This is a genomic window from Streptacidiphilus pinicola, from assembly GCF_003258295.1.
Lineage (GTDB): Bacteria > Actinomycetota > Actinomycetes > Streptomycetales > Streptomycetaceae > Streptacidiphilus > Streptacidiphilus pinicola.
In genome coordinates, this window is sequence record NZ_QKYN01000117.1 from 58588 (window position 1) to 70595 (window position 12008).

The 12008-nt window shown below is 71.8% G+C and carries 10 protein-coding genes; 9 read left to right on the forward strand and 1 reads right to left on the reverse strand.

Going from position 1 to position 12008, the window contains the following annotated elements; translation table 11 throughout:
* Positions 1-107: 107 nt before the first annotated feature.
* Entirely contained in the window at positions 108-629 is a 522-nt protein-coding gene (locus DN069_RS28300) for a COG4315 family predicted lipoprotein (RefSeq protein WP_111505670.1), read from the forward strand.
* Here DN069_RS28300 and glgX read toward each other — a convergent pair.
* Positions 623-2872 (reverse strand): glycogen debranching protein GlgX, encoded by a 2250-nt coding sequence (gene glgX, locus DN069_RS28305; RefSeq protein ID WP_111505672.1) that lies wholly within the window; start codon positions 2870-2872, stop codon positions 623-625. The genes DN069_RS28300 and glgX overlap by 7 nt on opposite strands.
* A gap of 216 nt (positions 2873-3088) precedes the next feature.
* Here glgX and DN069_RS28310 point away from each other — a divergent pair, with 216 nt between their 5' ends.
* From DN069_RS28310 to DN069_RS28345, 8 genes are all read left to right on the forward strand, one after another.
* Positions 3089-4249 carry a L,D-transpeptidase gene (locus DN069_RS28310; protein WP_111505696.1) on the forward strand — a complete coding sequence of 387 codons (1161 nt, stop codon included), beginning with the start codon at positions 3089-3091 and terminating at the stop codon, positions 4247-4249.
* Between the two features lie 158 nt (positions 4250-4407).
* A complete protein-coding gene (locus tag DN069_RS28315; protein WP_111505674.1) occupies positions 4408-5586 on the forward strand; it encodes a L,D-transpeptidase in 1179 nt (392 codons plus the stop codon).
* 109 nt (positions 5587-5695) lie between these two features.
* A complete protein-coding gene (locus DN069_RS28320) occupies positions 5696-6472 on the forward strand; it encodes an enoyl-CoA hydratase/isomerase family protein (protein ID WP_111505676.1) in 777 nt (258 codons plus the stop codon).
* Between the two features lie 168 nt (positions 6473-6640).
* Positions 6641-7147 (forward strand): ATP-binding protein, encoded by a 507-nt coding sequence (locus tag DN069_RS28325; protein WP_243639829.1) that lies wholly within the window; start codon positions 6641-6643, stop codon positions 7145-7147.
* A 299-nt stretch (positions 7148-7446) separates the two neighbouring features.
* On the forward strand, positions 7447-8340 hold the full coding sequence (locus DN069_RS28330) for an oxygenase MpaB family protein (RefSeq protein ID WP_111505678.1): 894 nt from the start codon (positions 7447-7449) through the stop codon (positions 8338-8340).
* 107 nt (positions 8341-8447) lie between these two features.
* Entirely contained in the window at positions 8448-8807 is a 360-nt protein-coding gene (locus DN069_RS28335) for an effector-associated constant component EACC1 (protein ID WP_111505680.1), read from the forward strand.
* A gap of 2 nt (positions 8808-8809) precedes the next feature.
* Positions 8810-10756, forward strand: a complete 1947-nt coding sequence (locus DN069_RS42465) for a caspase, EACC1-associated type (RefSeq protein ID WP_111505682.1) — start codon at positions 8810-8812, stop codon at positions 10754-10756.
* A partial coding sequence (locus DN069_RS28345) for a serine/threonine-protein kinase (RefSeq protein ID WP_133260065.1) occupies positions 10753-12008 on the forward strand: 1256 nt, incomplete at its 3' end. The genes DN069_RS42465 and DN069_RS28345, both read left to right, overlap by 4 nt.

Here is a 12008-nt window from a genome sequence, read left to right on the forward strand (position 1 = left end):
GCCGCCGCCGGCTCGGGTTGAAAGCCGGCCCGCCGCGCGGCGTACTGGAAGGTGGGATCTTTCCCGACGCACGTCCGAGGGGCTGTGCCCGCTGAGGAGATGTGATCATGAAACCTCGACCTCTGCTCCTCGTCCTGCTCCTCACCGGCGCGGTCACGGCCGGCTGCTCGTCCGCCGGGACCAGCAACAGCGTCGGCGGGTCCGGCACGACGCCGCCCGCGAGCAGGACCGTCAGCCTCAGCACCTACGACGTCCTCGGCGTCGGCACCGTCGTCGAGGCGGGCGGCAGGGCCGTCTACTACAACGACCAGGACTCGACGATCAGGATCCTGTGCGGGGCGGGCTGCGCGGGCGTCTGGACCCCGGTCACGGTCACGTCCGTCCCGCCGTCGATCGGCGGGATCAGCTTCAGCACGGTCGTTCGCTCGGACGGTACCGAGCAGCTGGCCGAGCAGGGCCATCCGCTCTACACCTTCGTCCGCGACAAGGCGCGCGCGGACGCCAACGGCCGGGGAGCCACGGACGCCTTCGGCGGGCAGCCCTTCAGCTGGCACCCGCTGACCACGGTCGGTTCGACCCCCGGCACCACCCAGGCGCCGCCCCCGACCGGCGGTGCGGGCGGCTACTGACCGAGGCCGTCGCGCTCGCAGACGCGCAGCAGCAGCAGCGACCGGCCCGGAACCGTCACCGTCTCGCCGGCCTGCAGCCGCCGCCCGTCCGGCGTGGCCTGGTGCTCGGCGCAGGTGTCCACCACCGTCTCGTAGCGGCGCGCCCACGGTAGGCCGGGGAGGGTGAACCGGATGCCGCGGTGGTGGCCGTGCAGGATCAGCAGGAAGCTGTCGTCGGTCACGGTGTCGCCGCGTGCGTCGCGCTCGGTCAGGTCGTCGCCGGCGAGCAGCATCGCCAGCGTCGCTCCCGGCGTGTACCAGTCCGCCTCGGTCATCTCCTCGCCGTCCGGCCGGAACCAGGTGAGGTCGGGCAGGCCGCCGGGGTGGGCGGGGCGGCCGGAGAAGAAGGCCCGCTGCCGCAGTACCGGATGCTCGCGTCGCAGCCTGATCAGCCGCGCCGTCAGCGCGTGCAGCTGCCGCCACTCGCCGTCCAGCATCGACCAGTCGAGCCAGCCCGTCTCGTTGTCCTGGCAGTAGGCGTTGTTGTTGCCGCCCTGGGTGCGGCCGAACTCGTCGCCGGCCAGCAGCATCGGCACGCCCGTGGACAGCAGCAGGGTCGCCATCAGGTTCCGCAGCTGGCGGCGTCTCAGGGCGTTGACCGAGGGCGAGTCGGTCGGGCCCTCCGCGCCGTGGTTCCAGGAGTGGTTGTCGTCGCTGCCGTCGCGGTTCTCCTCGCCGTTGGCCTCGTTGTGCTTCTCGTTGTAGGAAACCAGGTCGCGCAGCGTGAAGCCGTCGTGCGCGGTGACGTAGTTGACCGAGGCGAACGGTCGCCTCCCGGCCCGCTGGTAGAGGTCGGAGGAGCCGGCCAGCCGGTAGCCGAGCTCGCGCACGTCGGGCCGCGCGCCGCGCCAGAAGTCCCGCACGGTGTCGCGGTAGCGGTCGTTCCACTCCGTCCACAGCGGGGGGAAGTTGCCCACCTGGTAGCCGCCCAGCGCCACGTCCCACGGCTCGGCGATCAGCTTGACCCGGCTCAGCACCGGGTCCTGGAAGACGGCGGAGAGGAAGGGCGCGCGCATGTCCACGTCGTAGGCGGCCCGCGCCAGCACGCTGGCCAGGTCGAAGCGGAAGCCGTCCACACCCATCTCGGTGACCCAGTACCGCAGCGAGTCGGTGATCAGCCGCAGCGCCTGCGGCTGGGTGGCGTCCAGGGTGTTGCCGCAACCGGTGAAGTCGGCGTAGGCGCGGCGGTTGTGCGGCTGCAGCCGGTAGTAGCCGGCGTTGTCCAGGCCGCGGAACGACCAGGTCGGTCCGGACTCGCCGCCCTCCGCGGTGTGGTTGTAGACGACGTCGAGGATGACCTCGATCCCGGCCCGGTGCAGCGCCTGCACCATCCGCTTGAACTCGCCGACCTGTCCGCCGCGCGTTCCGCTGGCGGAGTAGCCGCCGTGCGGGGCGAAGTAGCCGACGCTGTTGTAACCCCAGTAGTTGGTGAGGCCGCGCCGCACCAGGTGTTCCTCGTCCGCGAACTGATGCACCGGCAGCAGCTCGACGGCGGTCACGCCGAGCCGGGTCAGGTAGTCGACGGCGGCCGGGTGGCCGAGACCGGCGTAGGTGCCGCGCAGCTCGGGCGGGACGCCGGGCATGGTCCGGGTGAAGCCGCGCACGTGCAGCTCGTACAGGACGGTGTCCGCCCACGGCGTCTTCGGCCTGCGGTCCTCGGACCAGTCCTCGGTGTCGTGGACCACGACGGACCGCGGCACGTGACGCGCGGAGTCGCGGTTGTCCCTGACGGTGTCCGCGACGTCCGCCTCCGGCCAGGTCCGCACATGGCCGTAGACGGCGTCGTGCAGCCGGAACTCGCCGTCCACGGCGCGGGCGTAGGGGTCCAGCAGCAGCTTGGCCGGATTCCAGCGGGCGCCCGTCCAGGGGTCCCAGCGGCCGTGCACGCGGAAGCCGTAGCGGGTGCCGGGTCCGACGCCGGGGACGTGCCCGTGCCAGACCTGGAAGGTCTGCTCGCGCAGCGGCAGCCGGGTCTCCCGGTCCGCCTCGTCGAAGAGGCAGAGCTCGACCTCCTCGGCGCCGCCCGCCCAGACGGCGAAGTTCGTGCCGGGCCGCCCGTCGGCGCCCACGTGGTAGCGCGCCCCGAGCGGCTGCCAACTGCCGGGCAGGGCACGGAGGGTCGCCGCGTCGTCCGGACTCTTCGGCTTCCCTCCTGACTCCTCCGGTTCCTCACGAGGCAGACGCAGCTCCGTGGGCAACGCCATACGACAGCACCTCCCCGTCCTGGAGGACGTCCCGATCCTCCGGCTTACGGTTACGTTCCCCTCCCTGCCGGTGGTTGCACCATCAACAGCGCCGCTCAACCCGAATGCTGGCCCCGAACGCCCGTGTCGTCCCCCTTCCGGCCTCGTTGATCCACGTGGAGCAATGCGAGCGAGGAGTGTGGAGTGTCCGTGAGTGCCCGGCCGGGACGACTGAAGATGGCGGCCCTGGCCGTCCTGATCCCCACCCTGCTGTTGGCCGGCTGCTCGGGCTCCTCCGGGTCCAGCTCGGACGCGGCCCGCGTCTCCGCCGCACAGGTCACCCTCACGCCCGGCGACGGCGCCGCCGAGGTCCCGGCGCAGGGCGGCGTCTTCGCGCAGGTCCGGGCCGGCCGGCTGACCGCCGTCCACCTCAAGGACGCCGACGGCCACGAGCTCGCCGGTGCGGTCACCCCGGACGGCAGCAAGTGGAGCCCCACCGCCAAGCTGCTCCCGGAGACCCGCTACACGCTCGACGCGCTGGCCGTCGACAAGGACGGACTGCAGGCGGCGAAACACGCGTCCTTCACCACCTTCGTGCCGAAGAACACCTTCATCGGTTTCTACAACGCGGTGGACCGCAGCACGGTCGGCGTCGGCTTCATCGTGGAGATCCGGTTCAACCGCTCGATCGCGGACCGCGCCGCGGTGCAGAAGGCGATCACCGTCACCGCCAAGCCGGCCGTCCCGGTCGCCGCCCACTGGTTCGGCGACCAGCGCGTCGACTTCCGCCCCGAGAAGTACTGGGCGCCCGGCACCCAGGTGACGCTCGCGCTGAACCTCAAGCACGTCGAGGGCGCCCCCGGCGTCTACGGGACGCAGTCGAAGACCATCGGCTTCACCGTCGGCCGCAGCCAGATCAGCACGGCGGACACCGACGCGGACACGCTCACCGTGGTCCGCGGCGGCCAGACCCTGCGCACCCTCTACATCTCCGCGGGCGGCCCCGGGCACTCCACCTACGACGGCATCATGGTCATCTCCGAGCAGGACCAGGTGACGAGGATGGACTCGCACACCGTCGGCCTGGGCAGTGAGTACGACATCCCCGCCGTCCCGCACGCGCAGCGGCTGACCGACTCCGGCACCTTCGTCCACGGCGTCTACTGGCGCTCGCCCTCCGTCTTCGGCCGGGAGAACACCAGCCACGGCTGCATCGGCCTGTACGACGCGGCGGGCGGCTACAGCGGCTCGACGCCGGCCGGCTGGTTCTTCGACCACTCCATGATCGGTGACGTCGTCCGCGTGGTGGGCTCCTCCGGCGACGCGGTCGCCCCGGACAACGGCATGAGCGGCTGGAACATGAGCTGGCAGGACTGGCAGGCCGGTTCGGCGCAGTAGCTGCAACCTTTCCCCCTCCCTCCGGCGTCAACTTCTCGGGGAGCACTCAGGCAGGCGGGTTATGCTCGCGGAGGCCCCGATCGGGACATTCGGGGTCACTCCGGGAGGGGAGAGAGACGTTGTTCGCGCACAGCAAGGTTCGACGGGTTCTGTTCGGCATGGCGACGGGAGCCGCGATACTCGCGGCCAGCGCCTGCGGCGGGACCAGCGCCGCCAAGGGGCACTCCGGAGGCGCCGGCGCGAGCGCGTCCGCCGAGGCCAACTCCGCCGCCACGGTGACGATCCTGCCGAAGAACGGGTCGACCGGCGTCGACACCAACGGCACCCTGAAGGTCAGCGCCGCCCAGGGCAAGCTGAGCCAGATAGCCGTGACGGGCGACGACGGCAGCAAGGTCGACGGCTCCATAGCCGGCGACGGCAGCAGCTGGACGCCGTCCGGTGTGCTGCACACCGGCACCAAGTACAGCGTCGTGGCCACCGCCACCGACTCCCAGGGCAAGAGCGTCACCGACCGCTCCAGCTTCACCACGCTGACGCCCTCGGCGACCAACGTCGCCAACTTCAACGTCGACCCGGGGGCCACCTACGGCGTCGGCATGGAGGTCTCGCTCAACTTCACCTCCGCGGTGAACGACAAGTACAAGGCCTCGGTCCTCAAGGCGGTCACCGTGACGGCCGACCCGTCCGTGGACGTCGAGGGCCACTGGTTCGGCAACAACCGCCTGGACTTCCGCCCGCAGCAGTACTGGGCCCCGGGCACCAAGGTCACCCTGCACCTGCACCTGAACGGTGTGCGCACCGGCGAGCTCGGCTACGGCAAGCAGGACAAGGACGTCAGCTTCACCATCGGCCGCTACCAGGTCAGCGTCGCCGACAACAACGCGCACACGCTCACCATCTACAAGGCCCCCGGCCAGGTGATGAAGACGCTGCCGGCCAGCCTCGGCGACCCGCAGCACACCACCTACAACGGCAAGATGGTGATCATCGAGAAGGACCCGACCGAGGATATGAACTCGCAGACGGTCGGCCTCGGCAACGCGTACCGGATCAAGGACGTCCCGCACGCGATGCGGCTGACGACCTCCGGCACCTTCGTGCACGGCAACTACTGGCGTCCCGCCTCGACCTTCGGCAGCGAGAACACCAGCCACGGCTGCGTCGGCCTGCAGGACGTCCAGGGCGGCGGCGACGGCAACATGCCGGCCGCGTGGTTCTACAACAACTCGCTGCTCGGCGACGTGGTCCAGGTGGTCAACTCCCCGGACAAGATCGTGCAGCCGGACAACGGCCTGAACGGCTGGAACATGGACTGGTCCGCCTGGACCTCCAACTGAGCACCCCCGTCTCCGTGTGACCCGGGCCACCGCTATGCGGTGGCCCGGTCGCGTTAACATCGGTTCACTCAGCGCCTGCGCACCCACGTCCCGCCAGGGAGGCACTCAGATGGACCGTTTCGTGACGCTCGAGGTCGACGCGGACGGCGTCGGCGTCATTCGGCTCGACCGGCCGAAGATGAACGCGCTCGACATCGCGATGCAGGACCAGCTCAAGGAGGTGGCCGAGGAGGTCACCGCCCGTGCCGACGTGCGCGCCGTGGTCATCTGGGGCGGCGAGAAGGTCTTCGCGGCCGGTGCCGACATCAAGGAGATGCAGCGCATGGGCTACACCGACATGGTGGACCGCGGCCCGGCGCTGCAGGGCTCCTTCGACGCGGTCGCGCGGATCCCGAAGCCGGTCGTGGCGGCCGTCACCGGCTACGCCCTCGGCGGCGGCTGCGAGCTGACGCTGTGCGCGGACATCCGGGTGGCCGCCGACGACGCCAAGTTCGGCCAGCCGGAGATCCTGCTCGGCCTGATCCCGGGTGCCGGCGGCACCCAGCGCCTGGCCCGCCTGGTCGGCCCGGCCAAGGCCAAGGACCTGATCTTCACCGGCCGCATGGTCGACGCCGAGGAGGCGCTGCGGATCGGCCTGGCCGACTACGTCGTCCCCGCGGCGGAGGTCTTCGCCACCGCCCACGCCTGGGCCGCCAAGCTGGCCGCCGGCCCGGCATATGCCCTGCGCGCCGCCAAGGAGGCCGTGGACCGCGGCCTGGAGGCCGATCTGGACACCGGTCTGACCATCGAACGGAATCTCTTCGCAGGCCTGTTCGCCACCGAGGACCGGGAGACCGGCATGCGCAGCTTCATCGAACAGGGCCCGGGGAAGGCCAAGTTCAACTGATCCGAGGTCGGATCACCAGGGAGCCGGCGGGGTCCGCGAAAGCGGTCCCGCCGGCTCCGCTTCGCTGACCTGCGCGTATGCAAAGCAATTTGGCATATGCCCGAAGCAATCGATGATTTTTTGGTCAATGCGCTCCCGCGGGGCGGTCTGACGCGCCATCATGGAGGCATGGCAGTACAGGGTGAAGTGGCACGGGAGCAGAGGGTGATCGACGAGCGGTCGGAGCTGGTCGACATCGTCGGGTTGGGCGAGCTCGATGGCGAGCTCCAGAACCTGGCCCGGTTGCTCTCGCCCGAGGGCGACGGCACTCCGTTAGTCGCGGCTCCGGGCGTCACCGCGCACGCCCGCCGGCTCACCCTGTCCGCCCTGGAGTCCTGGGGGCTGGGCGGCCACGGTGAGGTGGCGGAGCAGTTGGTCGCGGAGCTGGTCGCCAACGCGGTCCGGCACACCGGCGGGCGCACCTTCGTGCTGCGGCTGCTCCGTGGATCCGGGCGGATCCGCGTCGAGCTGCGCGACCCGTCGCGCGCGCTGCCCTGTCTGATCAAGGGCGATCCCGAGGACGAGGCCGGTCGGGGGCTCTGTCTGGTGGACGAGCTCGCGGACCGCTGGGGCGTGGATGTGCTGTCCCGGGGCAAGTCGGTCTGGTTCGAGCTCAAGGTGCGGATCGCGGCATAGGGGTACCGCCCCGAAATGACAATGCGGGGCCCCACGGGATCTCGTTCGATCATGGGGCCCCTGCATGGGGCTTGCGCGGCCAAGGGGGTGTTGCCGCGCCGGCGTCGGACGCGCTCGGGTCGGAGGCGTTCCGGGAACGACTATGGCATCCGGTGCAGTCGAGAGCAAAGCGACTAATCGGGCAAAATAGTATGTATAGCCTGGGCGTGCCGTGCATCACAAGGCTGTGTCAACCATTCACTTAAGTTTCCCTTGCCTGTCACCTGGCAAACCTTGGATCTTTCCGGTACTACAGAAGCGTGCGTCCTCGCGACTTGATCAGGCAGCGCATCCAGCGCCAGGTCTACGCCACCGTCCACGGTGCGGGCCTCGACCACACGCGCTACGACCGTCCGCCCGGCGATCCGGGCCTCTTCGGGCCGGACAGCGTGGTCTGGCTGGTCCACGGCGACATTCCCGGCATGTTCACCGGCGGCGTCGCCGCACTGCTGCTCCAGTCGCTGCATCCGCTCGCCATGGCGGGGGTCGACCAGCACTCGCGCTACCGCGAGGACCCGATCGACCGGCTGAACCGCACCGCGGGATTCGTCACCGTCACCAGCTACGGCTCGACCGCCGAGGCCGAGGCCGCGATCGAGCGGGTGCGCCGCGTCCACGACCACGTCCGCGGCGTCGCCCCGGACGGCCGCCCCTACGACGCGGCCGACCCCGATCTGCTGCGCTGGGTCCACGTCGCCGAGACGGCCTCCTTCCTCGCCGGGTACCAGCGGTACGCCAGAAAGCCGCTGACGCCCGATCAGCAGGACCGCTACTTCGACGAGTACGCGCTGGTCGCCGAACGGCTGGGCGCCACGGACGTCCCCCGCTCGGTCGCCGAGGTGCGCGCCCACCTGCGCGCCGTGCGGCCCGAACTCGCCGCGAGCGAAGCGGCGTTGGCCGCCGTCGAGTTCTTGCTCACGCCCGGCTCGCTGGTCCAGGACCGCGCCCGCGGCCTGGCCATGCGCGTCCTCGTCGCCGGCGGTGCGGACCTGCTCCCGCCCTGGGCCGCGGCCGAGCTCCGCCTCCCACGGCGTTCCCCGCTGCGTACCACCGCCGACCGCGCGGCCGTACGCGCCCTCGCCGCGGCCCTCCGCTACGGCTGCGAGCCCTCCGTCGTCATCACGGCGGCCCGGGCCCGTGCGCTCGCCGGGTAGCGTGCTGATGCTCTGTCAAAACTGGTGTTTCGAAGGGAACAGAGCGTGTCGGTGGTGCGTCCTAGAGTATGGATCGACCAACCGTCAGCCCTTTGAGAGGTGGTCTTGTGGAATCCGTGCTCGCTGTGGAGAGCGGCGGCCCTGACGCCCTGATCGACCTGCGTGCCTGGCTCTCGCACGAGGAGGAGTTGCGCGGGCGGGTGCAGCTGGTCGTGCCCGAGGCCGGCCCCGGGCAGCTCGGGTCGCTGGCGGACACCCTGGTCGTCGCCGTGGGGGCGGGCGGGGCCCTCACCACGCTCGCGCGCTCGCTCACGGTCTACCTGAGCCGGCCGCGGGCCACGGTCGTCAAGGTCACCACGGTCGCTCCGGACGGCACCCGCATGGAGGTGAGCGCCGAGCACATCCGCAAGGCGGACGTGGAGTCCGTGCTACAGAGCGCCCTGCACGCCCGGGACGCCGTGGACTGACCGTGTTCCGACTTCCCGACGCCTCACGCTCCCGTGCGGTCCTGATCGGAGCCGCGCAGTACGCCCCGGACAGCGGGCTGGAGTCCGTGCCCGCGGTCGCCCACAACGTGGAGGACCTCCGGAACGTCCTCGTCCGGGGACAGCCAGGGGCCTTCGCCGCCGAGCACGTCACCGTCGTGACGGACCCGAAGGACAACAAGGAGCTGGGCTTCCCGTTGATCGCCGCCGCCCGGGCGGCCACGGACGTGCTGCTGGTCTACTACTCCGGTCACGGCCTGATCGGCGCTCAGTCGGCCGAGCTCTTCCTGGCCATGGCGGAGACGGACCAGAAGTACCCCTCCGTGACGGCCTGTTCGCTGGCCCTGATCAAGGAGGCGTTCAGCGACAGTCCGGCCCGGATCAGGGTGCTCATCCTCGACTGCTGCTTCTCCGGACGCGCACTCGTCGGCGGTCTCGCGGGGGGACCGTCGCCGATCGGCGAACAGCTGAAGACGACGGGCGCGTACACGCTGGTCTCCTCGCCGCCCAACGAACCCTCGCACTTCGAGGAGGGCAAGCGGCACACCGCCTTCACCGGCGAGCTGCTCCGCGCGCTGCGCGACGGCTTCCCGGGGGCCGGGCCGGACGGGGTCACCCTCGGCGCCCTCTACCAGCATCTGCGGGACCGGCTGCGGGAGCAGGGCAAGCCCGAGCCGCAGCAGAGCGGCACCAACAACGCCGCCGACCTGATCCTGAGCCGGCCGCGCACCCGCCGGTCCGGCGTCGCAGGCCGGTCGTCGGGTGCGCTGCTCCCGGTCACGGACCGCGAGCGCCTGCAGGCCCGAGGGGAGGCGGGCCGGCTGGTGGGCCGCAACGGGCAGGCGCACCGGGCCGCCAACGAGCTCGGCGAGGTCGTGACCGAGATGATCGACCTGTTCGGGGCGGACGACCGGGACACCCTGGCGGTGAAGATCGAGTACGCGCAGTGGATGGGGCAGTCGGGCCGCCCGGGCGACGCGCTCGCGCTCTCCGCCGCCACGATCGGCGAGATGTCCCGGATCCTCGGCGCGGACGACCGGGCCACCTTGGTCGGCCGCGCCCAACTGGCGCACTGGACCGGAGAGGTGGGGCGACCATCGGAGGCCAGGTCGCTCGCCGAGCGGGTGGTCGCGGACCTCGGCCGCGTCTTCGGTCCGGAGGACCGGGAGACCCTGCTCGGGCGGGGCCAGGTGGCGCACTGGACCGGCGTCGCGGGCGACGTGGCCGGGGCCGCCGCACAGACCGAGGGCCTCGTCCCCGACCTCGCCCGGGTGCTCGGCGGAGACGACCGCGACACGCTGGTCGGCCGGATCAACCACGCGCAGTGGACCGGAAAGGCCGGCGAGGTCCGCCGGGCCGCCAGGCTGTTCCGGAACCTCGTCCCCGACCTCCACTGGACTCTCGGCGCCGAGGACCTGCACACCCTCCTCGGCCGTTCCCGGCTGGGCCAGTGGACCGGCATCGGCGGGGCGCCCAAGCGGGCCCGCCTGCTCTTCGAGGCGGTCGTGCCGGACCTGAGCCGGGTGGCCGGCCGCGACGCGCGGGAGACGTTGCTGGCGCGCAGTCAGCACGCGCACTGGGCCGCCGAATCCGGTGACGTGGGCGTCGCCGTCGGGCTGATCCGGGACCTGCTGGACGACCTCGCCTGGACCCTCGGCGACCAGGACGAGGTGACCTTGGTGAACCGCGTCCGGCTGGCCCACTGGACGGCGCTCGACGGGGACGTGCGGACGGGTGTCCGCCTCTACGCCGAGACCCTGCCGGAGCTGCGCCGTCTGCTCGGGTCGGACCACCCCGAGGTGCGCAGCAACGAGGCGCTGCTCGCCGAGTGGCGTCGCCGGGCCGACCGGCGGCACACCGAGGAGATCTTCTTCGGTGCGTCGCGGCCGCAGGGCCGCTCGCGCCTGCGGCGGCCGGGGCGGCGCGGATGACCGCACCGGACCCCAAGCCCGCGCCGGGCGGCCTGTCGCCCCTCGTGCCCGGCGACCGGCGCGCCGTCGGCCCCTACCGGCTGCTCGGCCGGCTCGGCGAGGGTGGCATGGGCATCGTCTACCTCGGGCGTCCCCTCAACGGCCGGTCCGTCGCCGTCAAGCTGCTCCGCCCGGACCTGGTGCGGGACGGGGAGGCGCGGCAACGCTTCCACCGCGAGGTCCAGGCGGCGTCGCGGGTGGCGGACGCCTTCACCGCGCCCGTCCTGGACGCCTCGGCCGCCGATGACGAACTGGTCTGGATGGCGACCTCGTACATCCCCGGGCTCTCCCTCAAGGAGGGCGTCGTGGCCTACGGTCCGCTCCCGGCGGACGCGCTCCGCACCCTCTGGTACGGGCTGCTGCAGGCGCTGCGCTCGGTGCACGAGGCGGGGGTCGTGCACCGCGACGTCAAGCCCTCCAACGTCCTGCTCACCTCGCGGGGCCCCCGCCTGATCGACTTCGGCATCTCGATGCTGACGGACACCCACACCACGCTGACCGGCAGCGACTACGTCGTCGGCACGCCCAGCTACATGTCGCCGGAACACGTCCAGGGCCGTCCGGTCGGGCCGCCCGCGGACGTCTTCGCGCTCGGCTGCGTGATGGCCTACGCGGCCTCCGGCCGGGCCCCGTTCGAGGGCTCCGGCCCGGTGCAGGTGATCTTCGAGGTGGTGACCGGGGCGCCCGAGCTGTCCGGTCTCCCCGAGGATCTGGAGGCCGAGGTCCGCGCCTGCCTCGACAAGGACCCGGCGCTGCGGCCGATCGCCGCGGAGATGCTGGCCAGGCTCACGCAGGAGGAGATCGACCGGGCGGAACGGCGGTTGGCGCAGGGTCAGTGGCTCCCCGACCCCATCGCGGGCGCCGAGCTCTCCCGTGCGCTGTCGGTGATCCACCTCGACGAACGCTACGACCCGACGACCAAGCTGCGGGTTCGCGGCTCCTCCGTCGCCGAGCCGCCGACCGCCGCGGACCCGCGGGACGCGGTCCCGGAGGAGTGGGAGTTCGCGAACAGCGTCAAGTGGCTGGAGGTCCTGCCGCCGGAGCCGCTCGCCGAGGTGCCTGCCGCGGAGACCGAGCCGTCGCCCCCGCCGTCCGCCCCCGCGCCGAGGGCACTTGACCTCTCGTCGGACCCGGATCCCGACCCGGAGCCGACCCCGGGCCCGGAGTTGATGCCGCGGTCCGTCACCCCGCCCCTCGGCGCGGGGGCGGACGG

Bases quoted from the DNA above. Each gene is read 5' to 3' on its own strand.
- DN069_RS28300 (WP_111505670.1), top strand. From the start codon at position 108: ATGAAACCTCGACCTCTGCTCCTCGTCCTGCTCCTCACCGGCGCGGTC.
- glgX (WP_111505672.1), bottom strand. From the start codon at position 2,872: ATGGCGTTGCCCACGGAGCTGCGTCTGCCTCGTGAGGAACCGGAGGAG.
- DN069_RS28310 (WP_111505696.1), top strand. From the start codon at position 3,089: ATGGCGGCCCTGGCCGTCCTGATCCCCACCCTGCTGTTGGCCGGCTGC.
- DN069_RS28315 (WP_111505674.1), top strand. From the start codon at position 4,408: ATGGCGACGGGAGCCGCGATACTCGCGGCCAGCGCCTGCGGCGGGACC.
- DN069_RS28320 (WP_111505676.1), top strand. From the start codon at position 5,696: ATGGACCGTTTCGTGACGCTCGAGGTCGACGCGGACGGCGTCGGCGTC.
- DN069_RS28325 (WP_243639829.1), top strand. From the start codon at position 6,641: ATGGCAGTACAGGGTGAAGTGGCACGGGAGCAGAGGGTGATCGACGAG.